This is a genomic window from Mesorhizobium sp. M0563 (assembly GCF_040321065.1).
Lineage (GTDB): Bacteria > Pseudomonadota > Alphaproteobacteria > Rhizobiales > Rhizobiaceae > Mesorhizobium.
Window position 1 is genome coordinate 267,661 of the sequence record NZ_JAMYQV010000002.1, and the last position, 26,785, is coordinate 294,445.

Consider the following 26,785-nt stretch of genomic DNA (forward strand, 5'->3'; position numbering starts at 1 on the left):
TCCCGCTTCGGCATCGGTTTCGTTTCGCAAACCGCCGCGAATATATGTGCCGGGTTTGGCGAATGAAAGACGGAAGACATGGGATTACAGGAAAACAAAGAATTTCAGGAGGCGACTGCAGGATAATCAAGCCATGATTACGCTGTAACTGCCGGCCGGTCAGGCACCGCTTCGACCTCGGCTGGACTTTTGCGCGGGAGCGACGCTCAGGGCTTGGGATCGGCTTTGAGGTAGGCGATGACGTTGGCGATGTCATCGTCGCTGGTCAGGCCGGAGAAGGCCATTTTGTTGCCGGGGATCTTCTGCCGGGGTGCGCGCAGGTATTCGGCAAGGTTTGCTTGGTCCCAGACCAAACCGGCGGCGCCGGCATCCTTCATCGCCTGCGAGTAACGGCTGAGATAACTGTCCGCGGTGCCGGCGGTGCGGCCGACGACACCCAGCAGATGCGGGCCGACCTTGTCGCGGTCGCTCGTTGCCTCGTGACAGACCATGCATCTGTTGAAGACCTTTTTGCCGAGAGCAGCATCGCCGTCGGCATGCGCGGCAACAACGCCGGCGATGAGGAAAGCAGTTGCAGACGAAATTACTCGAAGCATGGGAACTCCCGACGGCTCTGGCAGTGGATCAAAATAGGCGGCACGCTCAACAAAGGCTGCAATGGCGCGATTGCGGAACGAATGTCAGCCGGGAGGTCGGATGAAAGCAATAGCGCTGGTTTAGGCTTTGGTGAAGCCGATGAAATCGTCTGGGGCGGCGCGGCCCATTTCCTCTTCCCAATGGCGGCGGCAGAGCGAGACATAGACGTCCTTGCCGATCGCCACCTGTTCGCCCTGTTTGGCCACCTTGCCGTCGGCGCCGAGGCGCACCACCATCGTCGCCTTGCGGCCGCAGCGGCAGATGGTGCGCACCTCGCGCAGGTCGTCGGCGATCGCCAGCAGGGCGCGCGAGCCGGAAAACAGCTTGCCTTGGAAATCGGTGCGCAGGCCGTAGCACATGACCGGGATGTTCAGCCGGTCGGCGATGCGGGCGAGTTGCCAGACCTGCTCCTCTTCGAGGAACTGCGCCTCATCGATAAAGACACAATGGACCGTGGCGTGGTCATGATGCTCGGCGACCCGGGCGAATAGGTCGTCGCCGTCGCGGAACATCTCGGCTTCCGTCTCCAGGCCGATACGCGACGAGATCAGCCCGGTATCGCCCTTGCGATAGTGGCCGGCGATGAACAGCATCGTCGTCATGCCGCGCTCGCGGTAATTATACGAGGCCTGCAACAACATCGTCGTCTTGCCGGCATTCATCGTCGCATAGTGGAAGTACAGCTTGGCCATGCCGTCCTTTTAAGCCGAGTTGCAACAAAGCGGGGAGGGGGAGCGCCTACATTCCACCGGGAAAAGACGACTTCCATCCGGAAAGCGGCGGGCGTGTCGTTGATCGACCAGCCTGCGCCGTTGATCGTGGTTGCCTTAGTGCTTGAAACCGCAGCAGAATGGTGTTTGGCTGACGGAACAAAGGTGGAGATAAAACCGCCACTTCGCTTCACCGAGAACTGAAATGGGAGAATTTCTATGTCGCGCATGAATTCATTCGTCGCCGGTCTCGGCCTGGCGGCTTTTCTATCCACGACTGCGGCCTTCGCCGGCGATCCGGAAAGCTGCAAGGCGGTTCGTCTGTCGGATGTCGGCTGGACCGACATCCAGGCGACAACCGGTATAGCCTCGGTGCTGCTCACCGCGCTCGGCTACGAGCCGCAGGTAATCCAGCTTTCGGTGCCGGTGACGATGGCGTCGCTGAAGAACAAGGACCTCGATGTCTTCCTCGGCAACTGGATGCCGTCGATGACCAACGACATCAAGGACTACACCGCAGAAGGCTCCATCGAGACCGTGAGCGAGAATTTGAGCGGTGCCGGCTACGGCATCGTCGTGCCGACCTATGTCGCCGACGCCGGCGTCAAGACGCTGACCGATCTCGGCAAGTTCAAGGACAAGTTCGACGGCAAGATCTACGGCATCGAGGCCGGCAATGACGGCAATCGTATCATCCTCGACATGATCAAGAACCCGGCCGACAATCTCGAAGGCTTCGAGCTGGTCGAATCGTCCGAAGCCGGCATGCTCACCCAGGCCGAGCAGTCGATCAAAAACAATGAATGGATCGCCTTCCTCGGCTGGACGCCGCATCCGGTGATGGGCGCCATGAAGATCACCTATCTCGACGGCATGGGCGACACTGGCTTCGGCGCCGCCACCGTGCATACGATCGTGCGCAAGGGCTATACGACCGAGTGCCCGAACGCCGGCAAGTTCATCACCAACCTGAAGTTCAACCTGGACATGGAAGGCGAGATGATGGACGCGATCCTGAAGGGTGGCGACGCCAATACGGTCGCGACCGACTGGCTGAAGAAGCACCCGGACGCGGTTGCTCCCTGGATCGCCGGCGTCACCACCTTCGACGGCGGCGACGCGGCGGCAGCGGTGAAAACAGCGCTCGGAAGCTGACCTGACCGCTTGCACGACAAGACGAGGGGCAGCCACGGTAGAAATGGCTGCCCTTTTTCATATCCTGTGACAAGATGACCGTCCGGCAAAGGACGGCGCCGGCAGAAGAGGGGCTAGATGGATCCGATCTCCAAATTCCTGGTCAGCTACAAGATCCCCGTTGGCGCGTGGGGGAAGGCGTTTTTCGGCTTTCTCACCGACAATTTCGACACCGTCTTCAGGGCTTTCTCCAACAGCCTCAACTTCCTGCTCGACGGCATCGTCGACGGGCTGCTGTTGCTGCCGCCGGTTCTGCTGATCGCCCTGATCGCTTTGCTCGCCTATTTCCTGCAGCGTTCGAAAGGCCTGGCCCTAGCGGTGTTCATCGGATTGCTGTTCATCCTCAACCAGAACCTGTGGAAGCAGACGGTGGAGACGCTGGTGCTGGTCGTTGCCGCCGCCGCCGTCTCGATGGCTATCGGCGTGCCGCTCGGCATCTGGGCCGCGCACAAGCCGAAGATCTATCGCGTCATGCTGCCGGTACTTGACCTGATGCAGACGCTGCCGACCTTCGTCTACCTGATCCCGGTGCTGACCCTGTTCGGCCTCGGCAACGCGCCCGGCCTGATCGTCACCATCATCTTCGTCATCCCGACCTCGGTTCGGCTCACCCATCTCGGCGTCACCTCGGTGCCGAAATCGATCGTCGAGGCGGGCGAAGCGTTCGGCGCCACCAAGCGCCAGCTGCTGTGGAAGGTCGAGCTGCCTTCGGCACTGCCGACCATCATGGCTGGGCTGACCCAATCGATCATGTTGTCGCTGTCGATGGTGGTGTTCGCCGCCCTGATCGGCGCCGGCGGCCTCGGCACAGAGATCAACCGGGCGCTCGGGTCGCGCCGGATCGACCTCGGGCTTGAGGCAGGTCTGGCCATCGTCGTGCTCGCCATCGTGCTTGATCGAATGACGCGCATCGGCGTGGGAGGCAAGAAATGACCGTCGCCGTCGATTTCAGGAATGTCGACATCGTCTTTGGCGCCGACCAGGCCGGTTCGCTGGCGCTGATCGACAGCGGCGCCACCCGTGCCGAGATCCTCGAACAGACCGGTAACGTGCTGGGCTGTGCCGGTGCCAGCCTCACCGTGCACGAGGGTGAGATTTCGGTGCTGATGGGCCTGTCCGGCTCCGGCAAGTCGACGCTGCTCAGGGCCGTCAACCGGCTGAACGTCGTCTCGCGCGGCCAGGTGCTGGTCAAGGACGGCGATGGTACGGTCGACGTCGTCACCTGCGACGAGGCGACGCTTCGGCGGTTGCGGCAAAAGCAGGTGGCAATGGTGTTCCAGCAGTTCGGCCTGCTGCCTTGGCGCACAGTGGAGGAAAATGTCGGCCTTGGCCTCGAGCTCGCCGGCGTACCGGAAGCCGAGCGCAAGGAGCGGGTGAGCAAACAGCTGAAGCTGGTTCATCTCGACCAGTGGTCGAAGAAATACGCGCATGAGCTTTCCGGCGGCATGCAGCAGCGCGTCGGCCTGGCGCGCGCCTTCGCCACCGAGGCGCCGATCCTGCTGATGGACGAGCCGTTCTCGGCGCTCGATCCGCTGATCCGGACCAAGCTGCAGGACGAGCTGCTGCAGCTTCAGGCCGAACTGAAGAAGACCATCATCTTCGTCAGCCACGACCTCGAGGAGGCGCTGAAGATCGGCACCCACATCACCATCATGGAGGGCGGGCGCATCGTGCAGACCGGCGCGCCGGAAGACATCGTGCTGCGGCCTGCCAACGACTATGTCCGCGACTTCATCGCCAATGTGAACCCGCTCTCGGTGCTGACCGCCTGGAACGTCATGCGCGACCGCCGCGACCTCGAACATGGCGAAAACGGCTGGGTGTGGCTCGACCGCCGCAAGACGACGCGCTTCAAGATCGACGAGCATGGGCTGGTGGCGGCGGCCGAGCGCGACGGCAAGCCGGCGGTGTGGGTCTCCTGCGCCGACGTCGAGGCTCAGCCGGAGGAGACGGCGCAGGTGTTCTGGGCCAATCCCGGCACCTCGCTGAAGACGGTGATGCTGGCCATGCATCGCTCACAGACAGCACCCGTGGCGCTATTCGACGACCAATCGCGCTTCGTCGGCGCCATCGGCGTCAGGGATGTGCTGAGCGCGGTGTTGCGGCGGTAGTTTTTCTCCTTGGGGAGAGAACCAAGACCAACGCCGAGTTCTGTCGCGCCCCCCTCTGTCCTGCCGGACATCTCCCCCACTTGGGGGAGATCGGCGGTTTCGCAGACGGCTCTCACACTCCAACGTTTGTAGTTGGCGAAATCGGCGACGACAGCCAATCTCCCACCTGTGGGGGAGATGTCCGGCAGGACAGAGGGGGGCGCGAAGGAACGCCAGCTTAGCCCGATACCGCAAGCTAAACCGCCAGCGGCAGGCGCAGCTCCGTCAACAGGCCGCCATCGGGATGGTTGGACAGGCTGACTTCGCCGCCGGCGCCGCGGGCGATATTGCGGGCTATGGTCAGGCCGAGGCCGAGGCCGCCGGTCTGGCGGTTGCGCGACTGGTCCAGGCGTACGAACGAGCCGAACACGGCGTCGAGCTCGGCCTGCGGTATGCCCGGCCCCTCGTCGCGGATCGCCAGCGCGATGATCCTGTCCGATTGGCGCAGGTTGAGATGCGCCTTCTTGCCATAGGTCACCGCGTTCTGGACGAGATTGGTGACGCAGCGCCGGAGCGCGACTGGGCGCGCTATGCAGATCAGGCCGCGCGAGCGCGCATCGTCATTGTCGAACGAAACCTCTTTGTAGCCGTCGGCGACCGATTCGACGAGCGACCAGAAATCGATCCTCTCGCTCTTCTCTTCGGTCACCTCGAAAGTGGCGAAGTCGATGACCGAGCTGGCAATGCCTTCGATGTCGGCGAGGTCGTACCCCAGTGCGGCGCGAATGGTCGAATTCCTGAGCAGTTCGAGGCGCAGCCGCATCCTGGTCAGTGGCGTGCGCAGGTCGTGCGCGAGCGCCGCAGCGAGGTGCTCGCGGTCCTCGACATAGGCGCGCAGCCTTGCCTGCATGGCATTGACCGCCTTCGCCGCGGTACGCACCTCGCGGCTGCCGCTCTCGGCGATCGGCGGGCTCTTCAGGTCCTCGCCGATCCGCTTCACCGCGGTCTCCATCATCCGGTAGGGCGCCGTCAGCCGGCGCAGCGACCAGATCGAGGAAGCCACCACCAGCCCGGCGATCAAGGCATAGAGTGGCAGGCTATCGAAGCTCAGTATCGGCCCGGCCGGCGTGTTCGGTTCGGTGAAGTTCAGCCATTGGCCGTCGGCAAAGCGAAGCGAAGCGGTCAGCTTGTCGCTCTGGGCGAAATCGGCGGCCAGCACCAGCAGGTCGCGCTCGACCTGGCCAATATCGGGACCTGCGACCGTCCCACCGGGAGCGTCGGCTTCGTGCGTTGCCGGGTCACGGCGGACCCGCGCGTCGGTGATGCCGAACTTCGATAGCCGGCCGACCAATATGTCCTCCAATTCGGCCAGCTCGTCGTCGCCGGCTATCGACGAAGTAACAGCGGGCGTGCCGGAGACGGTGAGCGCGTAAGTGGCGTTGAACAAGCCGGAGGCCGTCGCCTTGCGCTGTTCCGGCGTGGCATCATGCATCAGCTGTACCAGCGAGAAGGCGCGGTCGTTGAGCCGGTAGAGATCGACGACGTCATTGGCGGCGGCACGGTCGCGCGAGACGATGTAAAGGGTCGCGATCTGGCTGATCAGCAGGCCGGCGATGACGATGAGCAGCACCCAGACCGGCAGCGTTTGCGGCAGGATGCGTCTCATTCGGAGGTCGTCTCAGGCAGGAACTGGTAGCCGCCGCTGCGCACCGTCAGGATCAGCTTCGGCGTTTTCGGGTCGTCCTCCATCTTGCGCCGCAGCCGACTGACCAGAATGTCGACGCTGCGGTCGAAGCTGTAGCCGCTGTCGCCGCCGGACAGCTCGATGAGCTGCTCGCGGCTCAGTACGCGCTGCGCGCTCTTGACGAAGGTCTGCAGCAGATTGAATTCGGCCATCGTCAGCTCGATCCTGACGTCGCCGGGCGCCATCAACCGGCGGCGCGAACAGTCCATCGTCCAGCCGGCGAAATGGTAGATCTGCCGCGAAGCGGCACGTCGTGGTTCGGCGGTGCCATTACGCCTCAAGACGGCACGAATGCGTGCGAGCAGCTCGCGCGGATCGAAGGGTTTCGGCACGTAGTCGTCGGCGCCCATCTCCAGGCCGACGACGCGGTCGGTGGTCTCGGTGACCGCGGTCAGCATGATGATCGGTGTCGAATAATTGGCGCGCAACTCGCGGCAGAGCTCCAGGCCGCTCTTGCCGGGCAGCATGACGTCCAGAACGATCAGGTCGACCTGGGCGCGGCGCAGCACGGTCTCCATCTCGGTGCCGTCGGCGGCGACCGATGTATGCAGCCCTCGCTTCTGGAAAAATTCCTGAAGCAGGTCGCGAATGCCCTTGTCGTCGTCGACGATCAGTATGTGGGGGTCGGATTTCACAGGAAACCTGTCATTTGTGGATCGCCCAAGCGGTGCTTCGGCCGTCAGCCAGACGATAGAATTCAGGCCATAAGTTGGCCAGTGGAGATCGGCGGCTTGATCCGGCCGCCCAGAAACAATCCAGAAACAAAATTCTACAATCCGGAAAAACTGCCGAAAAAAATCAAAGGCATAAGTGGTGCCGTGGCGGTCGGGTCATCGGCTGCGACACGCGTTACGGGATTACGGACAGACCAATGCAAAGGTTCTCGATCAGTCTGATGGGTGCGTTGCTTTCCATTTCGCTCGTCACGGCTGCGGTCGAACATGCCGATGCAAAGCTGGCCGATGCAAAGGCGGCCAATTCAAAGGCGGCCGATGCAAAGGTGGCGACCACCCGCAGCGAGCGTTGCATCGATCTGAACCGCCAGTTTGACGAAGCCCTCGAAACCCATGCCGCGGCAACGCAGGTCACCGCGGCGAAAGCACTTCAAAGAAAGGGAAACCGGTTCTGCGCCAACAAGAAACAGGCACAGGGAATCCGGATGCTCGCGAACGCTTTGAAGCTGCTTGGAGTGACACCGATCGATCCCGTTCAGTGACACTCAATCCGATCTGCACAAAAAGGAAGTGAAGCCATGAAAAAGTCCCTCCTCTCCGCCCTCGGTCTCGCCATCGCGCTGGCCCTCTCGATGCCGGTTCTCGGCGCCAGCAGCGCCAATGCCGCGACCACCACCTCGGCTGCGACGACAACGACGACCGCTGCGCCGGCCAAGGCCGTGAAGAAGGTCGCTGCCAAGAAGACCGTCAAGAAGCACAAGAAGCACGCGGTCAAGGCAGCTCCGAAGGCCTGATCAAGCGACATCTTCTGCCGTATGAGAAGACCGCTCCAGTTGCGATTTGCCTGGAGCGGTCATCTTTTGTTGGCGTGCAGACAGTACGGCCGGTCCCGGCCCACACCGCCGGTTGAACGCCAAACGGCAGTTCCCACATAGGCATGGATTTGTGAACTGCGCTCGCCGGGAAGCCGATCGCGCGCGGTTGAATGGACGACCGCTTTTGCCCATGTCAAAATGACCGCAAAGCTGTCGTACGCAATTGCCGGTCCAATGCCTGAAATCACGACAAAACCCCGTACCAGCACGAAGCCGAAGGTCGAACGGCCGAAGCTCTACAAGGTCATCCTGGTCAATGACGACTTCACGCCGCGCGAATTCGTCGTGACGGTGCTCAAGGCCGAGTTCAAGCTCAGTGAAGACCAGGCACATAGGGTTATGATCACCGCTCACCGGCGCGGCGTCTGTGTCGTCGCCGTCTTCACCAGGGATGTCGCCGAGACCAAGGCGGCGCGGGCAACCGATGCCGGCAAGGCTAAGGGCTACCCGCTGATGTTCACGACGGAGCCGGAGGAATAGAGCTCCTCCCTCGCCCCGTTTGCAGGGAGAGAGAAGGGAACTACCGTCCTTCGCGGTACCACATCGAGCCCATCGCCAGAAGCAGCAGGCCGAGGCCGAGGAAGCCGCCGAACAGCGGCACGCGCGAGACGGCCTTGAGCACGCTGTCGTCGGTGGTGCGCAGGCCGATCCAGTCGTTGCCGGAGGCAGCGCCCGAGGCACGAACCGGGACGATGGAGGGCAGCGTGACAGTGCTGGTGAGATTGCCAATCGCCGAGGCCGGCGCCAGCCGGCGAACGCTGCCGCCGGTTGCCTCAGCCGGCGGTTTCAGCCGGTTCTCGGTGGAGACGACGTCGGTGAATTCCGGCGCGTTGACAGGCCCGACATGGGCCAATGCCGTCAGGTCGCCATTGCCGACCTGATAGAGACCGATTTCGCTGGTCTCGACGCTGCCGAGGAAGACGCCTGGCTCGGATTTCTCGAGCCTGACGATCAGTGCCTTGCCGGACGGCGTGATGACCTGCGCCGGGCCGGGGTCGTCGCTCATCGTCTGGCGGCGAATTTCAAGCACCATGCCGCGGCCGTCGGCGGTCAGCCGCTCCTCCTCGAGTTCGGGCTCCTTCATCAGCCAGTGGGCGATGCGTCGGTAGAGCTGGACATGCGGGCCGCCGCCCTCGAAGCCGCGCGCCCATAGCCAGCCCTGATCGGACAAAAGCATGCCGACGCGGCCTTCGCCCTTGCGGTCGAGCAGCAGCAGCGGCCGGTTGTCGGCGCCCTTCATCACCACCTCGCCCTCGGGGTTCTCGACGCCGATGGTGCGGAACCAGCGGCTCCAGTGCGGCGGCTCGGTTGCGGAGCCGTCGAGCCCGCGCGTGACCGGATGGCGCTGGCCGGTATCGGTGAGACGTGGGTAGAAGGCCTTGTCGATGACCTCGCCGGTCGGCATTGCCGGCAGCGCCGACATCAGCGGCGTGCGGGCGATCGAGCTTTCGCCGGCATATTCGGGGCCTGCCGCGATTAGCAGCGCGCCGCCTTTTTCGACATATTCGGAAATGTAGTCGTAATAGAGGATCGGCAGCACGTCGCGGTGCTGATAGCGGTCGAAGATGATCAGGTCGAAATCCTTGATCTTCTCGACGAACAGCTCGCGTGTCGGGAAGGCGATCAGCGACAACTCGTTGATCGGCGTGCCGTCCTGCTTTTCCGGTGGGCGCAGGATGGTGAAGTGCACGAGGTCGACCGAAGCGTCGGATTTCAGCAAATTGCGCCAGGTGCGCTCGCCGGCATGTGGTTCGCCGGACACGAGCAGCACGCGCAGATTTTCGCGGATGCCGTCGATCAGCGCGATGGCGCGGTTGTTGGTATCGGTGAGTTCGCCCGGTTCGTGGTCGATGGCGAGTTCGACGATGTTGCGCCCGGCGCTGGGAATGGTCACCTGCAGCGGCATCGCCTGGCCGATGTTGGCGTGCTCGACCGATACCTGCTCGCCGTTGACCGATACGCGGACATCGACCGGGCCGGTTTCGTTGTTGGTGGCGATGACGCGATAGGTCATGTCGAGCGGCTTGCCGACGAGGCCGAAGCGCGGCGCATTCTCGAAGCGGATGCGACGGTCCTTTTCATGGTCGTTGCCGGTAATCAGCGCATGCAGAGGGGCATTGAAGTCGGGTGCGCCAAGCGGCGCGTCATGCACCTCGCCGTCGGTGATCATGATGGCGCCGCCAATGCGCGACGGCGGCACGTCTCGGAAAGCATTTTCGAGCGAGGAAAACAACCGCGTCTCGGTGCGCTCGTCGGCGGCTTCGGACTTGCCGGCTTCGACGACACGGACGTCGAACTGCTTGAAGCGGCCGAGACGCTGCTGAAGCCCGGCCAAGGCCGCGTCGGTCTGCTTGGTGCGGTCGCCTATATCCTGGCTCTGGCTGCGATCGACGACGACGGCGACGATACTTTTCAGCGGCTCGCGCTCTTCGTCGAGGAATACCGGATTGAGCAACGCCGCAGCCAGCGCAATCAGGGCTGCCAGGCGGAAGATCGCGCCGCGCTGGCGAAACCAAAGGCCGACCAGCGCCAGCAGCAGCAGCGGCAACAGAACCACGGCGAGCAGCGGCCAAGTGATGAGCGGTTCGAAGGCGAGCGACCAATTCATGGTCTATTGCCCCAGCCGTTCGAGCAGCACCGGGACGTGCACCTGGTCGGATTTGTAGTTGCCGGTCAGCATGTACATCATGATGTTGACGCCGGCGCGCAGCGCATAGATGCGCTGCATCGGATCCGACGGCACGGTCGGCAATAGCGGGTCGCCATTCTCGTCGACCGCCCAGGCGCCGGCGAAATCATTGGCGGTGATCATGATCGGGGAAACGCCGTCGCCGGTGCGCACCGGGCGGTGCTCGGTGTTGCTGGCTTCGAGCGATGCCTCGACCCAAAGCGGGCTGCCGGCAAAGCGGCCGGGAAACTCTGGAAGGATGTAGAAGGATTTGGTCAGCACGTGGTCCGAAGGCACCGGTTCCAGCGGTGGCACGTTGAGGTTGCCGAGGATGTCGCGCAGCCGCTCCGTTGCGGGGCTGGTCGAATCCGCACCAATGCCGTTGGCGAACTGGTCGCGGGTGTCGAACAAGACCGTTCCGCCCTGCTGCATATAGGCGTCGATACGGGCGATGGCGGCCTCGCTCGGCATCGGGGCGGCGGGATCGATCGGCCAGTAGATCAGCGGGTAGAAGGACAGTTCGTCCTTCGAGATGTCGACGCCGGCCGGTGCTCCGGGTTCGAGCGCGGTTTTTTCGATGAGAAAGCGGGTCAGGCCTTCGAGCCCGGCGCGGCTGATCGAGTCGACACCCGGCTCGCCGGTCAGCACATAGGCGATCCGGGTCTTTGAAATGTCCCCGATCGCCTCCGTATCTCCCGGTTTGGCGTCGTCGGCACGCGCGACGTCCGCGTGGCCAATCAAGGCGCCGAGCGCAATCAGCAGGACGGCTGCCGTCGCCGCAGCACCGGGACGGCGCGGGCGGCGCGACAACAGGCCGCCCATCCAGAATACGGCAAGCGTGTCGAGCACCATCAGCACCAGGGTGGCCGTGACAAGCGGACCTTTGAGGTTGCGCTGCTCGTCGAAGGCATACTGGACGGTGGTGACCGGCACGGTGATCTCAGGCCGGGCCAGCGGCGTGAATGCGCTGTCGCCACCGAGCAGATTGTGAGCGAATACCCCCGTCTCGGAGCCGTAGAGGCCGGGCGGGTTTTCCAGCGTCACCGGCAGCGGGCCGGCGCCGGGCACCAGCGGCCTGGCGTCCGGCGTCGGCGGCACCAGCGTGCCGTCGGCGGCGATCATGCGATAAGGTGCCAGCGACGTGGCGGCGGCTTCGGCATTGGCGACCGCCGCTCCCTGGTTGCGCGACAGTTGCACGATGCGCCGCAGCATCTCGACGAAGCTGCCGGAGATCGGCAGGTTGGACCATGTCGCCTCGGGGGTGACGTGGAACAGCACGAGCGTACCCTTGTCCTTCTTCATCCCGGTCACCAGCGGCGTACCGTCGGCAAGGGTGGCCCAGGTGCGCTCGACGATATCGGGCGTCGGTTCGGCCAGCACCTGCCTGGTGACGGTGACCTCGGTGGGCGGCGCGAGGTCGGCGAAGGGGCCGGTTTTCGGGAATTCGGTGACCGGCTGCGGCGCCGTCCATGACAGCGCGCCGCCCAGCGAGCGCTCGCCTGTGCGGAGCCGGACCGGCAGCAGGTCGTCGTCATTGCCGGCAGCGGCGAGCCGCGAACCGGCAAAACGCACCAGCGTGCCGCCCTTGTCGACCCAGTCGACCAGCCTTTCCCGGGCCTGTTCCGGAATGGTGCCGACATCGGCCATGACGATCATCGCCGGTTTCTGATCGAGCAGTTGCGGGATGGCATCGGCGAGATCGACGCTGGACGGCTCGACGAGATCGGCGAAGGGCTGCAGGGCGCGGCGGATGTAGTAGAGCGGCGACAGCAGCGGTTGCGCCTGGTCGGCCTCGGCCTGCGACAGCAGCCCGACGCGGCGGCGTTTCGAGCTCTCATCGAGCACGCGGACGGCACCGGCCTGGCGTTCGCCATCGAGCGCGATGTAGGCGAAGTCGTTGCGGAGTTCGAACGGCACCGCCATCGTGGCGGTGGCGGTGGTTATGCCCGGGGCAAAGGTCAGCGTCGCGTCGGCGATGCGGCGGCCCTTGTCGTCGAAGGCGCCGGCCGTCACCTGTGCAGGTGCCGGATCGCCCGGTGCGCGGATGGCGGTCAGGGCGAAGCCGTCGACCTGGTTATCGGCGCCGGTCAGGCCGGTCAGCGACAGTCGGTCGGAGACGGCCCAGACGACGCGTGCTGCGTTCTTCGACAACAGCGTGTTGAAGGCGGCTTCGTCGCCTTGCGCCGCCAGGCCATCGGCGAGCACGGCAACGCTGGTGCCCGGCAGCGACTCCAGGGCTGATGCGACGCGGGCATAGACGGCGGGGCGGTCGGTCGGGATCGGGCGCGGCTTTGCCGCGCGCAGCCGGTTGAGCGCGGCAGCGGCATCGAAGGGACCGATCTCGGCATTCGGCTTCTCGGCGGTGAAAGCGATGAGCACCGGCACACCGTTCGAATTGGCATCGGCGATCAGCCGCTCGGCGGTGGCGACGCGCTTACCCCAGTCGGCGGCACTTGCCCAGTCATTGTCGATCACCAGCGCCAGGGCAGCGCCCTCGGCCGGCAGCTTTTCGCGCGGGTTGAAGACGGGCTCGGCAAGTGCTGCCACGATAAGCGCGGCCATCAGCAGCCTGAGCAACGTCAGCCACCACGGGCTCTGCTGCGGCGTTTCTTCGCGCCTCAGCACGCGGGCGAGAATCCTGAGCGGCGGAAACACCTCGGTTTGCGGCCTGGGCGGGGTCAGCCGCAGAAGCCACCAGATCACCGGCAGCGCCAGCAGGCCCCACAGCACCATCGGCGCCCCGAAGGAGAGCGGCAGCCAACTCATGCGCGAGCCCTCCCGGCAAAGGCGCCCTCGGCGGTCATCGCCATGTGGATGCGCACCAGCGCCTCGGAGGCAAGGCGGTCGGTATGATTGACGGTAAAGCTCCAGCCAAGCCGTTTGCACCACGCGGCCAGTTCCTGGCGGCGGGCGGCATAAAGCAGGCGATATTCTTCGCCCAGCATTTCGGCGCGGCCGGCGGTCAGCTTGTCGCCGGTCTCAGGATCGGTGAATTCGGTGCGCCCCGCATAGGGGAAGCTTTCCTCGGCCGGATCGGCGACCTCGATCAGATGGGCGCGCACGCCGTGGCGGGCGAGCACGTCCAGCCAGGCTATGGTGTCCTCAACCGGGTCGAGGAAATCGCTGACGATGACGATGTCGCAGAAGCGGCGGATGCCGGACAGGTCGGGCTTTGCCGGCAGGTCGGCGGCGTGCATCAGTTGCGCCGCGATGCGCTCGGCGCCATTGCGGGCGGTGAACGGGTCGGTCAGGCCCGGCCAGGCAATGCGCTCGCCGCTGCGCGACAAAAGCTCGGCCATGGCCAGCGCCAGCACCAGAGCGCGCGACTCCTTGGAAACGCTGGCTCCGGTCGATTTGTAGAGCATGGAAGGCGAGGGGTCGGCCCACAGCCACACCGTATGGGCGGCCTCCCATTCGCGGTCGCGGACATAGGTGTGGTCGTCGCGCGCCGAGCGGCGCCAGTCGATGCGCGAGGAATCGCCTTCGACATAGGGCCGGAACTGCCAGAAATTCTCGCCGATGCCGCGCTTGCGACGGCCATGCCAGCCGGCAATCACCGTGTTGACGATGCGGCGCGCCTCGACCAGCAGGTCCGGCACCAGGGAAGCCCGCAACCGGCCTCTGGCGAGCGCATCGCGCGTCGCTGTCGGTGCCTGCGCTTCACCGATGCGCGCCATCAAATCCCTTTCGCGAGCTTCGCCACGACGTCGCGTACCGTGGTGCCCTCGGCGCGGGCGGCGAAGGTCAGCGCCGTGCGGTGCTGCAGCACCGGCTCGGCCAGTGCGCGGACATCGTCGACCGACGGCGCCAGCCGGCCGTCATAGAGGGCGCGGGCGCGGGCGCACAGCGTCAGCGCCTGACTGGCGCGCGGGCCCGGGCCCCAGGCGACGTGCTTGTCGGTATCGGCGTTGCCCTGGCCGGGACGCGCCGAGCGCACCAGCTTGAGGATCGCCTCGACGACGCTTTCAGGCACCGGCATGCGGCGGATGAGCGTCTGGATGTCCTTCAGCCGCGTCGGCTGCAGCACGTTTTCGGCCTTGGCATCCTCGATGCCGGTGGTTTCCAGCAGGATGCGGCGCTCCGCCTCGATCTCGGGGTAAAGGATGTCGACCTGCATCAGGAAACGGTCGAGCTGAGCCTCGGGCAGCGGATAGGTGCCCTCCTGCTCCAGCGGGTTCTGCGTCGCCAGAACATGGAACGGCGCCGGCAGGTCATGGCGCACGCCGGCAATGGTGACGTGGTATTCCTGCATCGACTGCAGCAGCGCCGACTGGGTGCGCGGCGAGGCGCGGTTGATCTCGTCGGCCATCAGCAGTTGCGCGAAGATCGGTCCGGAAATGAAGCGGAACGAACGCTTGCCGAATTCATCCTGCTCCATCACCTCTGAGCCGAGAATGTCGGATGGCATCAGGTCGGGCGTGAACTGGATGCGGCGCGAATCGAGGCCGAGCACGATGCCCAGCGTTTCGACCAGCTTGGTCTTGGCGAGGCCGGGCACCCCGACCAGCAGTGCATGGCCGCCTGCCAGCAATGCGACGAGCGTGCGCTCGACGACGCTTTCCTGGCCGAAGATGACCCGGCCGACGCCGTCGCGGACCCTCGAAATGTCAGCCAGCGCCTTCTCGGCCTGCGCCACCATGTCCTTTTCGCTGATCGGGCTTTCCTTGATCATAACGCTCATGCAGCATCGATCCTTCTGGTTGGAAATACCGCTTGGCACCTTGGGGGCCGCAGAATGCCGCGATTCGGCCTCGCATGGCGCCTGCAAAGAACTTAAATCACAGACTTAGGCTGACAAGCGGAACAACAGTGACTATTTCGTGACCATGACAGAAGCCGCCGAGCATCGTGAAGAGAGCCTGACGGCCGCGACCGAGGCGCGTGGGCTAGAGGCGCTGGTCTCGCGCGCGACGCGCGCCGGCAAGGGGCCGGCGCCGGTGGAACGCTGGAATCCGGCATTTTGCGGCGATCTCGACATGGAGATCAAGCAGGACGGCACCTGGTTCTATCTGGGAACGCCGATCGGCCGGATGCCGCTGGTGCAGCTTTTCTCCTCGGTGCTGCGCAAGGACGACGACGGCAAGACCTATCTGGTGACGCCGGTGGAAAAGGTCGGCATCCGCGTCGCCGACGCGCCCTTCATCGCCGTCGAGATGGATGTGTCGGGCGCCGGCGACGGGCAAATCATCACCTTTCGTACCAATGTCGGCGATGTGGTCGAGGCTGGGGCGGAGCATCCGCTGCGATTCGTCGACGAGGACGAGACAGGTGGCCTGAAGCCCTATGTGCTGGTGCGCGGGCGGCTGGAAGCGCTGGTGGCGCGGCCAGTGATGTACGAGCTGGTCGAGCACGGCGAAGAGATCGACATCGGCGGCAAGACGATGTTTGCCGTCCGTTCCAAAGGCGAGGTCTATCCGATCATGCCGGCTGAGAAACTGAAACGGCTGAGCGCATGATGGACCGCCTATGATGGATCAGGTGACGCCGGTGCCATTTTCCGCCGCCGAGTTTCGCCAGCGCGTCGTGGCGCAGCCGCAGGCGCATGCCGGTGACGATTTTGGCGACCACCGCTTCAATCCGGGTCATCCCAGGCTGAAACTGGCCAAGGCGCTGCGCGATGCCGCCGTGCTGATCCCGGTGGTCGACCATGGCCACGAGGCCACGGTCCTTTTGACCCGGCGGGCGGAAAAGCTGCGCAACCATTCGGGGCAGGTGGCTTTCCCCGGCGGAACCATCGATCCAACCGATGTGAGCCCGGAAGCGGCGGCATTGCGCGAGACGTTCGAGGAGATCGGTCTCGATGGGGATCATATCGAGATCCTCGGCCGCATGCCGGACTACGTCTCCGGCAGCGGCTATCGCATCGCCCCGGTGCTCGGGATTGTGCGGCCCGGTTTCAGCCTGACGCTGAATTCCGACGAAGTCGATGCCGTCTTCGAGGTGCCGCTGGGCTTTCTGATGGACCCCGCCAACCACACCAGGGACAGCCGCATGTGGAACGACCTCGAATGGTTCTTTTACGAGATGCCCTATGGCGGCCAGCGCATCTGGGGCGTTACTGCGGGCATCATCCGAACGCTTTATGAAAGGCTCTATTCGTGAGCGATCCGGTGTCGATCGCGGGCAAGGCCGGCTGGCTCGACGAAAGCCACTTGCAGCGCCTCCTCGCCGCGCTGACCGACGGTGGCGAGGAGGCGCGTGTCGCCGGCGGTGCCGTGCGCAATGCGCTTATCGGACAGCCGGTTGCCGACATCGACATCGCCACCACCACAGTGCCCGAGGAAACCATCCGGCGCGCCGAGGCGGCAGGCTTCAAGACGGTGCCGACCGGCATCGAGCATGGCACCGTCACCGCGGTCGCCCACGGCAAGGCCTATGAAATCACCACGCTTCGTGCCGATATCGAAACCGACGGCCGCCGCGCCAAAGTGTCGTTCGGCCGCGACTGGAAAGCCGACGCGGAGCGGCGCGATTTCACCATCAATGCACTCTACGCCGAAGCTGACGGAACTGTCGTCGATCTGGTCGGCGGTATCGCCGATATCGAAGCGCGGCGGCTGCGCTTCATCGGCGATCCGGAAGCGCGCATCCGCGAGGATTATCTGCGCATCCTGCGTTTCTTCCGCTTTTTCGCCTGGTATGGGGACGGCAGGCCGGATGCCGAAGGGTTGAAGGCTTGCGCCCGGCTGAAGCAGGGGCTCGACCAGCTCTCGGTCGAGCGCGTCTGGTGGGAGTTGAAGAAATTGCTGTCAGCGCCAGATCCGTCGCGGGCGCTGCTGTGGATGCGCCAGGCCGGCGTTCTGACCGGCGTTTTGCCGGAAAGCGAGAAATGGGGCATTGATGCCATCCACGGGCTGACCAAGACCGAGAAGGATCTGGCCTGGGCGCCGGACCCGCTGCTCAGGCTGGAAGCCATCGTGCCGCCGGATGCCGCGCGCATGAAAACGCTTGCCGAGAGATTGAGGCTTTCCGTGAGCGAGGCAAGCCGCCTGCGGTACTGGGCGATGACAGCTGCCATCGATCCGAAAACAACCGAAGGAGAGTTGGCGAAAAAGCTCTATTCTGGCGACCGCCAAGGCTTTGTCGATCGGTTGCGGCTGTCGCTCGCTTCCGCTCGAGCCCGCGCGGTCGAAGACAATGACGCACTGCTCGAAGCCGGCGGCTTCTCGCGCCTGCTTGCCTTCGCCGCAAAATGGCAAAGCCCTGTTTTTCCGATCAAGGGCGCCGATCTGACGACACTTGGCGCCTCACCGGGGCCGAAGCTTGGTGCAACGTTGAAGAATCTTGAAAAGGAATGGGTCGAGTCCGGTTTTGCGCTTGATCGCGGCGCGCTGCTCAAGCGCGCCGCAGAGGCACTCCAATCCTAACCATCACGCTGCGTCACGGACCTTTTCGATGCGCGAGCGGATCGCCTCGATCATCGTCTCGCGGATCACCGTCTCGCCATGCGTCTCGCGCAGATGCTCGACGGCACGACGCATGACCTCTGCCTCCTCCTCGGCGCGTGTGTGCCACTCGCAGCCGGGTACGAGCGACCCGCAATGGAATTCCTTCATCGGCTTCTCCTCATTTCCTCCTTGGAGCGCTGCGCAGCGCACTGACACGGAAGCTCCAGACCTTTGATCTCGCGCATGATCTCGAAACCGGGTTCCGGCATTCGGGTTATACGCTGGCCAGCTAAGCATAACACGATCGAACGGTTTTGGTTGCCTTAGAGCGCCGCGCGTCCAAGCCGACAAGCGGCGTTCTAGTGTACGGGTTTGCGAAAAGGCGGAGCATCGCTGCTCCGCCCTCTACGCTACCTCCGAGGCAAGACGTTGTCTTGCTCCAGCGGGCAGGCCATCACTTCACGATCTTGACTGCCTCGGCAATTTTGTCCTTGCCGCTCATATCCCACGTGACGCGGACCTTTTCGCCGACCTTCAGGCCAGGATCCTTGAAGGTCTGGGGCAACGTAAAGGTGGCTCCGTTATCCAGAACTAGGCTCATCGCCGTTCCATCAAAGCTTTTGATCGTGCCGGTGGTGTGCTTGACCGCGGCGAATGCGGCGGTACCAGAGGCGAGAACGGCAGCAGCGGCTGCGGTCATAATAAGCTTGCGCATGGCATGCTCTCCTGGAAAATGCGGGCACCTGCTTGGGAGAGGTACCCCACTTAATCATGGGCCGTCCGGTCACGTCGGGTCGCAGCTCTCGGGGGGTAAGAACCGCCGGCGTTTCCCGGCCCGACGCGACAAATAGCCCAATATTTTCAATAGTATATTAGACGAAAAAGATATTTTCTGGCGCGCCTTGCGCCACATTCGCCGTCAAATTCTCGGGATTTGGACCCGATTGCGGCTCACGTCGCGCTCACCGAGATTTTACGGCCATTTCACCTCTGGCGGCAGGCTGGACAGGATCGAGGCGACATTGCCGCCGGTCTTCAGCCCGAAGATGGTGCCGCGATCGTGAAGCAAGTTGAATTCGACATAGCGGCCGCGGCGGATGAGCTGCTCGTCACGGTCGCCATCGGTCCAGTTGTCGTTGAAGTTGGCGCGCACCAGATGCCCGTAGACGACGAGAAAGGATCGCCCGACATCCTGGACGAAGTTGAAATCGGCGTCCCAGCCGCCTTTGTCCTCGCCCGAATGCAGCCAGTCGAAGAAGATACCGCCGGTGCCGCGTGGCTCGTCGCGGTGCGGCAGGTAAAAGTACTCGTCGCACCAGGCCTTGAATTTCGCGAAGTCGGCGATCGCCGCGTTCTTCTCGCAGGCAAATTGCATCGCCCTGTGGAAGGCGATCGTGTCGGGGTCGTCCTGGCTGCGGCGGCGATCGAGCACCGGTGTCAGGTCGGCGCCGCCGCCGAACCACAGGCGCGATGTGACGACCATGCGCGTGTTCATATGCACGGCCGGCACGTTGGGGTTCCACGGATGGGCGATCAGCGAAATGCCGCTCGCCCAGAAGGACGGGTCGTCGTCGGCGCCCGGCATCTGCTTCCTGAACTCGGGCGAGAATTCGCCATGAACGGTCGAGGTGTGGACGCCGACCTTTTCGAAGACGCGGCCATGCATCATCGACATGATACCGCCGCCACCGTTGCCGGCATCGCGTTGCCACGGCGTCTTTTCGAAGCGGCCGGGCGACCAGCTGGCCTGCGGCCCCTGCAGGTCCTGCTCGATCTGCTCGAAGCTGGCGCAGATGCGCTCGCGCGACGTCTCGAACCACAGCCGTGCCTTCGTCTTCTTCTGTTCGATGTCGGCTGGCAGCCCCGCCGGTATCTCGGGTCGTTGCAAATGCTGTCTCCGGTTGCGGGCGCGCCCGACAAATGACTCGTCTTTTCCGGCCGCGATCCCTAATCTCTTGGATGCAAGGGTCAAGTTTGAATGGAGTTCTTTCGTGCGCACCCCGGCAAGACCGCCGCTGGATGGCCTGAAGAAAAGGCTCGACCGTTCGCGCGCCGAGAACGCGCGCATGCCGCGCGACGGCTTCCTGCGCGAGACCTTCGTGCTGCCGCGCTCCGACGCGCGCCTCAAGGCGAAAGAGTGGTTCGAGCGTTTTCCCAAGCAGGCCTATTGGACAGAGATCGAAAGCTGGTTCGAGCGGCCGGGCGACGTCATCGAATTCACCATCAGGCGGCTGCCGGCGGCGGATTAACGCTCGATCAACAGCCGTCTCGCTCCCGGCCCCCGGGTGCTCAGCCGATCGCCCTTGTTCCGCAGCGGGCATTTGTCAATCGACATGCAGCCGCAGCCGATGCAGTCCGTCAGCCCGTCGCGCAGCTTCTTGAGCTGGGCAATCTTCTGGTCGAGTTCGTCGCGCCAAGCCGTCGACAGCAGATTCCAGTCCTCGCGCGTCGGCGTTCGGCCTTCAGGCAGTGATCGAAGTGCTGTGCCGATCTCGGCCAACGAAATGCCGACCTCCTGCGCCACCTTTATGATCGCCACACGCCTCAGCACGTCGCGGCCGTAGCGCCGCTGATTACCGGCGGTACGGTGGCTGCGGATCAGCCCGCGCGCTTCGTAGAAATGCAGCGCCGACACCGCGACGCCGCTGCGCATCGCCACCTGGCCGACTGTTAATTCCGTTGCCGCAGCCATCTCCGATTTTCCGCTTGACCTCAAGTTAAGTTGAGCTTGTAACGAAGAAATTCTGGATAGGCAAACCGCAGGAGAAGGCGATGTGCGCCTGGGTTAGAATGACAAGCGAGGGCGCAGTCGTCGACCAGAAAGCGGCCGTACTCGCCGCGCGCGCTGACGGTCTGCAAATCCTATCCAAGCTGCCGCATCGCCTCGCCAGCCACCATGGCGACGGAAAGCGCGACGTTGATGCTGCGCGCGGTGCCCTGCATCGGGATGGTCAGTCGCGCATCCGCCGCCTCGTGGACATGATCCGGAACGCCTGCGGATTCGCGGCCGAACAGAAGAACGTCGGCGCCGGTGAAGACGAAATCCGTATAGGCGCTCGCGGCTTTGGTCGACAGCAGCACCAGCCGCCGCGCTTCGCCTTTACGCCAGTCCTCGAAGGCGTGCCAGTCGACATGCCGGGTCAGCGCCGCCATTTCGAGATAGTCCATGCCGGCCCGTTTCAGCGCCCGGTCGGAGAGCGGGAAGCCGGTCGGTTCGATGATGTCGACCCCAAGGCCGAGGCAAGCGGCGAAGCGCAGGATAGTCCCGGTATTGCCGGCGATATCCGGCTGGTAGAGCGCAATGCGGAGACGGTCGTTCATTTCCGCGTCTTTCTAATAAGTGGCAGATCAGCCACAGAGCTCTCGCGGTTTTGGAAATTCCTGGACTGGCGGGTGGTCATTTTCTGCGAAGTCGGTTATACGGCCAGCATTGTCAACCCGAACCGATGAAGGGGTAATTCATGATGGCCATGCACATCCACCACCCCTCTCGTGGGCTTACCAGCCCGACGGCGGTTTCGGTACGACGATTCTCCTGAACTTCTAGACTTCAATCGCACCGATTCCCGCCGAAACCTTTTTCGGCCTTCGAAGGAATCCGGCGATGTTTTTCAAGCTGTCGAAGGGGCTGAACGCCCCACCTGAACGTGCTTCGACCGATATCACCCTTGCCGCGCGGCGCGTGCCCACGGTCCGGGTTGGTTCACCCTTCTATCTGCATCTTCAACTGGAGGACGGACCGATGTTCGATCCCTGTAGAATACCCGGCTCAAGAAGCCTGCACGAGCGCAAAACCGCGACTTGGGCGCTTTTAATCGGCGAGACCTACTCGTCGGCGGTTCACGCCGAGACCCGCCAGCGTCCGCATCGCGGCATGCTGCCGGACGTCGATTTCTCGCATGCCGTTCCGGACTATAGCCGGCCGTCGCTGGTGCGCCGGATCATCAGGCTCATCCGGCCTGGTGCAAAAACCGGCGCGAAAATCCGGATCGTCAAAACGTCGTCAGCATCGTCAAACGAAACTGTCGGCGAAAGGCCCGCGACAACCTATATAGCGCGAAGCAGGACCGGCGAGGCGGACGATTCCGTATCGCCGGTCCTTGACGCCATGCGGTCTGGGCACGTCGTCCGTTCCCGTGCCGCGTGAGCGGAAACAATATTGTGAGCATCACTATGTTTAGCTGGTTTGAAAAAAGGCTCGATCCGTTTCCGGCTGCGGAACCGGTCGAGCCGCCGAGGACGCTGATCGCCTTCTGCGTGCATTATACGCGCGGCGCCTGGCCCTACATCGCTCTCGATGCGGTGCTGGTGACGGCCATCGCGCTGGCTGAGGTGTGGATGTTCGGCTTCATGGGCCGGATCGTCGACTGGCTGTCGGCGCAGAATCGCGAGACGTTCCTGCAGACCGAAGGCTTGAAGCTGGCCGGCATGGCCTTCATCGTGGTTTTCGCGCTGCCGGCGACGGTCTGGTTCCATTCGCTCCTCAACCAGCAGACGCTGATGGGCAACTATCCGATGCGTATCCGCTGGCAGGTGCATCGCTATCTGCTCAAGCAGTCGATGAGCTTCTATCAGGACGAGTTCGCCGGACGCATCGCGACCAAGCTGATGCAGACTGCGCTCGCGGTGCGCGAATGCGTCATCAAGCTCATCGACGTGCTCAATTATATCGTCGTCTATTTTCTCGGCATGCTGTTCATCGTCGGCTCGGCAGACTGGCGGCTGGCGGCGCCGCTTGCCGTCTGGCTTGCCGGCTATGTCCTGCTCTTGCGCTATTTTATCCCGCGGCTGGGCAAGGTCGGTGAGGAGCAGGCCAATGCGCGCTCGACCATGACCGGCCGTGTCGTCGACAGCTACTCCAACATCCAGACGGTCAAGCTGTTCTCGCATGCGCGGCGCGAAGCGTCCTTCGCCCGGGAAGGCATGGCCGGCTTTCTCGATACCGTCTATCGGTCGATGCGGCTGGTGACGCAGCTCTACGGCCTGCTCTACATCCTGAATTCGCTGCTGTTGTTTTCGGTCACGGCGATCTCGCTGTGGCTGTGGCTCGGCCAGGCCGTAACGATCGGCGCCGTCGCCCTAGTCATCGGCCTCGTGCTTCGGCTGTGGGGCATGTCGCAATGGATCATGTGGGAGATGTCCACGCTGTTCGAGAATATCGGCACGGTGCAAGACGGCATCAGCTCGATCTCGCTGCCCCGCCTCGTCGAAGACAGGCCTGGGGCCAAGGATATTGCCGTGACCAAGGGCGAGATCCGTTTTGAGGACATCCGCTTCCACTACGGCAAGCAGAAGGGCGTGATCGAAAGCCTGTCGCTGACGGTGAAGCCGGGCGAGAAGGTCGGCATCGTCGGCCGTTCGGGTGCCGGCAAGTCGACGCTGGTCAATCTTCTGTTGCGCTTCTACGACCTTGAAAGCGGCAAGATCCTGATCGACGGCCAGGACATCGCGGCGGTGACGCAGGACTCGCTGCGCGCCCAGATCGGCATGGTCACGCAGGACACCTCGCTGCTGCATCGTTCGGTGCGCGAGAACATCCTCTATGGCCGGCCGGACGCCAGTGACGAGATGCTGGTCGAGGCGGCACGCCGCGCCGAAGCGCTTGATTTCATATCAGGGCTTTCGGACGCCGGTGGCCGCAAGAATTTCGACGCGCATGTCGGCGATCGCGGCGTCAAATTGTCCGGCGGCCAGCGGCAACGCATTGCCATTGCCCGCGTTATGCTGAAGGACGCGCCGATCCTCATTCTCGACGAGGCGACGTCCGCGCTCGATTCCGAGGCCGAGGCGGCCATCCAGGAGAACCTCTACAAACTGATGCAAGGCAAGACCGTCATCGCCATCGCGCACCGGCTGTCGACGATCGCCGCCATGGACCGGCTCGTCGTCATGGACAAGGGCCGCGTCATCGAAGAAGGTTCGCATGAGGAACTCGTTGCCAGCGGCGGGCTCTACGCCCAGCTCTGGCAGCGCCAGTCGGGCGGCTTCCTGCTCGACGACGGCCCCTCTGCCAACGATGCAGCCGCCAACGATGCACTCGCCAAGGGTGAAGCCGCCGAATGATGACTGCCATCTACCGCTGGTTCGAGAACTGGGTCTATCCGTTCCGGGAGCCCGCGGACCTTCGGCCACCTGCCGGCGTCAGGGGTTTCCTCTGGCACTATGTCGGGCAGGCGAAGATCGCTTTCTTCGCCATGCTGGTGATCGGCGGCATCGCGCCGTTGGTCGAGGCCGGACTGTTCTACTTCGTCGGGCGGCTGGTCGACATCCTCGACCAGCTTCCTGGCGAACGTAGCTGGCATGCCTTGTGGACTGCCGCCGGCCCCGAACTTGTCTTCATGATCGCCGTGGTGCTGGTCATCCGCACCATCGTCGTCGGCCTGTCGGCGCTGGTCGACGAGCAGACGATCACGCCTGGTTTCTATAATCTGGTGCGCTGGCAGGCGCATCGCCATGTGTCGCGCCAGTCCTACGCCTTCTTCCAGAACGATTTTGCCGGACGTATCGCGACCAAGGTCTGGCAGGCGGGGCAGGCGACCGGCGATCTGATGGAAAGCTTCATCGAGGTCGTCTGGTTCATGGTCGTCTATACGGTGACGACGCTGGCGCTGGTCGCCGGGCTCGATCTCAGGCTGGCGGTGCTGGTGGTGATCTGGATCTCAGCCTTCGGCCTGCTGGCCAGACGCTATTTGCCGGCGATCCGCAAGCATGCCGAGGCCACCGCCGAAGCCGGCTCGATGATCGCCGGCCGCATCGTCGATTCCTATTCGAACGTGCAGACGCTGAAGCTGTTCTCGCCCGATGGCGACGACCGCTATATCAGGAACGGCTTCGACATCTATCTCGACGCGCTGCGCCCGTTCACCCGCCGGCTGACCGGCGTGCGCATGGCGCTGACCATGCTGTCGGGGATCATGATCACGGCGATCGCCTGCTTTGCCGTCTATCTCTGGGTCGAAGGCTCGATCACCGTCGGCGCCGTCGCCTTCACGCTGTCCTTGGTGCTGCGGCTGAACATGCTGCTCGGCCGGCTGATGATGCAGCTCAACAGTATTTTGCGGAACCTCGGCGTGCTGGAAAACTCGAAGGCGCTGATCTCGAAGCCGCTCGGCCTGACCGATGCGCCCGACGCGAAAGAGCTTCTCGTTGGCGGTGGGCGCATCGACGTCAGAAACGTCGAGTTCCATTACGGCAAGGGGTCCGGCGTGCTCAACGGCATCGACCTCGTGGTGCGGCCGGGTGAAAAGGTCGGACTGGTCGGGCCGTCCGGCGCAGGCAAGACGACGCTGGTCAACCTGATCCTGCGCCTCTACGACCTCGAGAGCGGCAAGATCACCATTGACGGGCAGGACGTCTCCAGGGTCACGCAGAATTCGCTGCGCGCTAATATCGGCGTCGTCAGCCAGGATACGGCACTTTTCCACCGTTCCTTGCGCGACAACATCAAGCTCGGCATGTCGGAAGCAACCGACGCCGAGGTGATCGCGGCAGCGGAGAAGGCCGAGGCGCAGGAGTTCATCCTCGGCCTGCGCGACAGTCGCGATCGTACTGGCTATGAAGCCTTTGTCGGCGAGCGCGGCGTCAAGCTCTCGGGCGGCCAGCGCCAGCGCGTGGCGATCGCCCGCGTCTTCCTCAAGGACGCACCGATCCTGGTGCTCGATGAGGCGACCTCGGCGCTCGATTCCGACATCGAGGCGGCAATCCAGGAGAATCTGGCAAGGCTGATGGAAGGCAAGACAGTCATCGCCATCGCGCACCGGCTGTCGACCATCGCGGCACTCGACCGGCTGGTGGTGCTCGACGAGGGCCGCATCGTCGAACAAGGCACGCATGACGAACTGGTTGCGCTCGACGGGCTCTATGCACGGCTGTGGAAACGGCAGTCCGGCGGCTTCCTGTTCAACGAAGAGAGCGCGTTGGCCGAGACCCGGCCGGCGGAGTAGTTTTCCATAAACCGGAGTGAGCCATGGCGGTGAGAATGCCATCGAATTTCGGACGGTCCGGCGCGCAGGAGAGCGCGTTGGATCTGCTTGGCCACGAAATCCTCGGCGAAAAGGCGGCAGCGCTCGGCCGCGCCGGCCGGCGCGTCGAGGAAACACTGACGAGGCTGCGCGAGAATGGCGACAGCGACGATCGAGCCCAGCTGCTCAAGGACGCAGCCGAAGCGGTGCACGGCTATTTCATCCAGCGCGAACTCTGCGGCCTGCGCAAGCACGACGCGGTGATCCGGGAATACAATATTCCCAAGGCCGTGCTGGCCAGGCTCGGCGCCAGCGTATGATCCGAACCGGAATCGGTTTGGGAGGCGTTATTCCAGCCACTCGGTGATGAAGCTGCCGTTCTCGTGTATGTCGGTGGTTTCCAGCGGGCCTGGCCCGAGATTGGTGAATTTGTGTGGCGTGTCCGGCGGTACGATCAGGATCTAGCCGGATGTGGCCTCGATCTGCCGGTCGCCGACGGTGAACAGGCCGGCCCCAGTCCGGATGATAAAAATCTCGCAATAGGGATGGCTGTGCAGCCTGGGGCCGCCGCCGATCTCAGGCAGGTAGTTGAAGATCAGGCAGCTGTTGGAGCCGTAGGCGCCGCACTGCAACTCGCCCTGCCAGTGGTCGGGCGCTTCGGCCCATTTGTCGCGGTCTATAACATGCGCCATAGGGCGAGGATAAACCGCGCCAGCGCCCGCTGTCGAGGCGAACGCAGTCGTTTGGTTTTCCTGCGATTTTCCAATCATTCCATCGGGCAAATTCCGTCCCCGCGACAATCTGCCCTTGTGCCTTCACCCGTCTGGACAAAAACAGGCTTCACG

At 63.7% G+C, this 26,785-nt stretch carries 28 protein-coding genes and 1 pseudogene; 15 read left to right on the forward strand and 14 right to left on the reverse strand.

What is annotated here, in order from left to right:
- Nucleotides 1-206: 206 nt before the first annotated feature.
- Nucleotides 207-596 (reverse strand): c-type cytochrome, encoded by a 390-nt coding sequence (locus NKI50_RS03905; protein ID WP_352640760.1) that lies wholly within the window; start codon nt 594-596, stop codon nt 207-209.
- 120 nt (nt 597-716) lie between these two features.
- The gene (locus NKI50_RS03910; protein WP_023719232.1) at nt 717-1,328 is read right to left on the reverse strand and encodes a thymidine kinase; all 612 of its coding nucleotides are present in this window, start codon (nt 1,326-1,328) and stop codon (nt 717-719) included.
- 93 nt (nt 1,329-1,421) lie between these two features.
- Here NKI50_RS03910 and NKI50_RS03915 point away from each other — a divergent pair, with 93 nt between their 5' ends.
- The 4 genes from NKI50_RS03915 to choV all read left to right on the forward strand — a co-directional run bounded on the left by NKI50_RS03915 (nt 1,422) and on the right by choV (nt 4,651).
- Nucleotides 1,422-1,550 (forward strand): hypothetical protein, encoded by a 129-nt coding sequence (locus NKI50_RS03915; protein ID WP_280940418.1) that lies wholly within the window; start codon nt 1,422-1,424, stop codon nt 1,548-1,550.
- Nucleotides 1,551-1,565: 15 nt separating this feature from the next.
- Nucleotides 1,566-2,501, forward strand: coding sequence for a choline ABC transporter substrate-binding protein (choX, locus tag NKI50_RS03920; protein ID WP_352591725.1), 936 nt, complete (start codon nt 1,566-1,568; stop codon nt 2,499-2,501).
- Between the two features lie 117 nt (nt 2,502-2,618).
- Nucleotides 2,619-3,473 carry a choline ABC transporter permease subunit gene (choW, locus tag NKI50_RS03925; RefSeq protein ID WP_352640762.1) on the forward strand — a complete coding sequence of 285 codons (855 nt, stop codon included), beginning with the start codon at nt 2,619-2,621 and terminating at the stop codon, nt 3,471-3,473.
- Nucleotides 3,470-4,651: a choline ABC transporter ATP-binding protein gene (gene choV / locus NKI50_RS03930; protein WP_023719229.1), complete on the forward strand. Its 1,182-nt coding sequence runs from the start codon at nt 3,470-3,472 to the stop codon at nt 4,649-4,651. Before choW ends, choV begins: the two co-directional genes overlap by 4 nt.
- Nucleotides 4,652-4,886: 235 nt before the next feature.
- On the opposite strand, the gene NKI50_RS03935 is transcribed toward choV, so the two are convergent.
- Both NKI50_RS03935 and NKI50_RS03940 read right to left on the reverse strand, forming a co-directional pair.
- Nucleotides 4,887-6,296 (reverse strand): ATP-binding protein, encoded by a 1,410-nt coding sequence (locus NKI50_RS03935; protein WP_352640764.1) that lies wholly within the window; start codon nt 6,294-6,296, stop codon nt 4,887-4,889.
- Complete coding sequence (locus NKI50_RS03940) at nt 6,293-7,009, reverse strand: response regulator (RefSeq protein ID WP_023719226.1); 717 nt, start codon at nt 7,007-7,009, stop codon at nt 6,293-6,295. The genes NKI50_RS03935 and NKI50_RS03940 overlap by 4 nt, the downstream gene beginning before the upstream one ends.
- Nucleotides 7,010-7,245: 236 nt before the next feature.
- On the opposite strand from NKI50_RS03940, the gene NKI50_RS03945 reads away from it, so the two are divergent.
- The 3 genes from NKI50_RS03945 to clpS all read left to right on the forward strand — a co-directional run bounded on the left by NKI50_RS03945 (nt 7,246) and on the right by clpS (nt 8,403).
- A complete protein-coding gene (locus tag NKI50_RS03945; protein ID WP_023719225.1) occupies nt 7,246-7,590 on the forward strand; it encodes a hypothetical protein in 345 nt (114 codons plus the stop codon).
- 36 nt (nt 7,591-7,626) lie between these two features.
- Complete coding sequence (locus NKI50_RS03950; RefSeq protein ID WP_352640766.1) at nt 7,627-7,842, forward strand: hypothetical protein; 216 nt, start codon at nt 7,627-7,629, stop codon at nt 7,840-7,842.
- Between the two features lie 255 nt (nt 7,843-8,097).
- Complete coding sequence (clpS, locus tag NKI50_RS03955; RefSeq protein ID WP_023719223.1) at nt 8,098-8,403, forward strand: ATP-dependent Clp protease adapter ClpS; 306 nt, start codon at nt 8,098-8,100, stop codon at nt 8,401-8,403.
- Nucleotides 8,404-8,443: 40 nt separating this feature from the next.
- Here clpS and NKI50_RS03960 read toward each other — a convergent pair whose 3' ends face one another.
- Genes NKI50_RS03960 through NKI50_RS03975 form a run of 4 tightly spaced genes read right to left on the reverse strand, consistent with a single transcriptional unit; the run spans nt 8,444 to nt 15,272 of the window.
- Nucleotides 8,444-10,531: a membrane protein gene (locus NKI50_RS03960; protein ID WP_023719222.1), complete on the reverse strand. Its 2,088-nt coding sequence runs from the start codon at nt 10,529-10,531 to the stop codon at nt 8,444-8,446.
- 3 nt (nt 10,532-10,534) lie between these two features.
- Nucleotides 10,535-13,357 (reverse strand): DUF4159 domain-containing protein, encoded by a 2,823-nt coding sequence (locus NKI50_RS03965; RefSeq protein ID WP_023719221.1) that lies wholly within the window; start codon nt 13,355-13,357, stop codon nt 10,535-10,537.
- A complete protein-coding gene (locus NKI50_RS03970; protein WP_352546818.1) occupies nt 13,354-14,268 on the reverse strand; it encodes a DUF58 domain-containing protein in 915 nt (304 codons plus the stop codon). The genes NKI50_RS03965 and NKI50_RS03970 overlap by 4 nt, the downstream gene beginning before the upstream one ends.
- The gene (locus NKI50_RS03975) at nt 14,268-15,272 is read right to left on the reverse strand and encodes an AAA family ATPase (RefSeq protein ID WP_352715473.1); all 1,005 of its coding nucleotides are present in this window, start codon (nt 15,270-15,272) and stop codon (nt 14,268-14,270) included. Before NKI50_RS03975 ends, NKI50_RS03970 begins: the two co-directional genes overlap by 1 nt.
- A gap of 145 nt (nt 15,273-15,417) precedes the next feature.
- Between NKI50_RS03975 and NKI50_RS03980 the strand changes: the two genes are divergently transcribed.
- The 3 genes from NKI50_RS03980 to NKI50_RS03990 are packed head-to-tail and all read left to right on the forward strand — an operon-like array spanning nt 15,418 to nt 17,958.
- The gene (locus NKI50_RS03980) at nt 15,418-16,047 is read left to right on the forward strand and encodes a DUF1285 domain-containing protein (protein ID WP_023719218.1); all 630 of its coding nucleotides are present in this window, start codon (nt 15,418-15,420) and stop codon (nt 16,045-16,047) included.
- 13 nt (nt 16,048-16,060) lie between these two features.
- Nucleotides 16,061-16,693, forward strand: a complete 633-nt coding sequence (locus NKI50_RS03985; RefSeq protein ID WP_023719217.1) for a CoA pyrophosphatase — start codon at nt 16,061-16,063, stop codon at nt 16,691-16,693.
- The gene (locus NKI50_RS03990; RefSeq protein WP_352482077.1) at nt 16,690-17,958 is read left to right on the forward strand and encodes a CCA tRNA nucleotidyltransferase; all 1,269 of its coding nucleotides are present in this window, start codon (nt 16,690-16,692) and stop codon (nt 17,956-17,958) included. Before NKI50_RS03985 ends, NKI50_RS03990 begins: the two co-directional genes overlap by 4 nt.
- Before the next feature lie 3 nt (nt 17,959-17,961).
- Here NKI50_RS03990 and NKI50_RS03995 read toward each other — a convergent pair whose 3' ends face one another.
- The 3 genes from NKI50_RS03995 to hemF form a co-directional block, all read right to left on the reverse strand.
- Nucleotides 17,962-18,147: a DUF1059 domain-containing protein gene (locus NKI50_RS03995; RefSeq protein WP_023679490.1), complete on the reverse strand. Its 186-nt coding sequence runs from the start codon at nt 18,145-18,147 to the stop codon at nt 17,962-17,964.
- Nucleotides 18,148-18,433: 286 nt separating this feature from the next.
- Nucleotides 18,434-18,694 (reverse strand): DUF1344 domain-containing protein, encoded by a 261-nt coding sequence (locus NKI50_RS04000; RefSeq protein WP_023679489.1) that lies wholly within the window; start codon nt 18,692-18,694, stop codon nt 18,434-18,436.
- Nucleotides 18,695-18,952: 258 nt separating this feature from the next.
- Entirely contained in the window at nt 18,953-19,867 is a 915-nt protein-coding gene (hemF, locus tag NKI50_RS04005; RefSeq protein WP_352640771.1) for an oxygen-dependent coproporphyrinogen oxidase, read from the reverse strand.
- A gap of 103 nt (nt 19,868-19,970) precedes the next feature.
- Between hemF and NKI50_RS04010 the strand changes: the two genes are divergently transcribed.
- The gene (locus NKI50_RS04010) at nt 19,971-20,228 is read left to right on the forward strand and encodes a hypothetical protein (protein ID WP_023679487.1); all 258 of its coding nucleotides are present in this window, start codon (nt 19,971-19,973) and stop codon (nt 20,226-20,228) included.
- Here the strand turns inward: NKI50_RS04010 and soxR are convergent.
- Both soxR and NKI50_RS04020 read right to left on the reverse strand, forming a co-directional pair.
- A complete protein-coding gene (soxR, locus tag NKI50_RS04015) occupies nt 20,225-20,671 on the reverse strand; it encodes a redox-sensitive transcriptional activator SoxR (RefSeq protein ID WP_023719213.1) in 447 nt (148 codons plus the stop codon). The two genes, NKI50_RS04010 and soxR, sit on opposite strands and share 4 nt — an antisense overlap.
- Before the next feature lie 170 nt (nt 20,672-20,841).
- Nucleotides 20,842-21,300, reverse strand: a complete 459-nt coding sequence (locus NKI50_RS04020) for a tRNA (cytidine(34)-2'-O)-methyltransferase (protein ID WP_023719212.1) — start codon at nt 21,298-21,300, stop codon at nt 20,842-20,844.
- A 283-nt stretch (nt 21,301-21,583) separates the two neighbouring features.
- Here NKI50_RS04020 and NKI50_RS04025 point away from each other — a divergent pair, with 283 nt between their 5' ends.
- The 4 genes from NKI50_RS04025 to NKI50_RS04040 are packed head-to-tail and all read left to right on the forward strand — an operon-like array spanning nt 21,584 to nt 26,260.
- Nucleotides 21,584-22,126 carry a hypothetical protein gene (locus NKI50_RS04025; protein ID WP_352482080.1) on the forward strand — a complete coding sequence of 181 codons (543 nt, stop codon included), beginning with the start codon at nt 21,584-21,586 and terminating at the stop codon, nt 22,124-22,126.
- A 26-nt stretch (nt 22,127-22,152) separates the two neighbouring features.
- Complete coding sequence (locus tag NKI50_RS04030) at nt 22,153-24,042, forward strand: ABC transporter ATP-binding protein (RefSeq protein WP_352482081.1); 1,890 nt, start codon at nt 22,153-22,155, stop codon at nt 24,040-24,042.
- A complete protein-coding gene (locus NKI50_RS04035; RefSeq protein ID WP_352715477.1) occupies nt 24,039-25,922 on the forward strand; it encodes an ABC transporter ATP-binding protein in 1,884 nt (627 codons plus the stop codon). Before NKI50_RS04030 ends, NKI50_RS04035 begins: the two co-directional genes overlap by 4 nt.
- Nucleotides 25,923-25,945: 23 nt before the next feature.
- Nucleotides 25,946-26,260, forward strand: a complete 315-nt coding sequence (locus tag NKI50_RS04040) for a DUF6665 family protein (protein ID WP_023719208.1) — start codon at nt 25,946-25,948, stop codon at nt 26,258-26,260.
- A 27-nt stretch (nt 26,261-26,287) separates the two neighbouring features.
- On the opposite strand, the pseudogene NKI50_RS04045 reads toward NKI50_RS04040, so the two are convergent.
- A pseudogene (locus tag NKI50_RS04045) lies at nt 26,288-26,632 on the reverse strand (cupin domain-containing protein).
- Between the last annotated feature and the right edge of the window lie 153 nt (nt 26,633-26,785).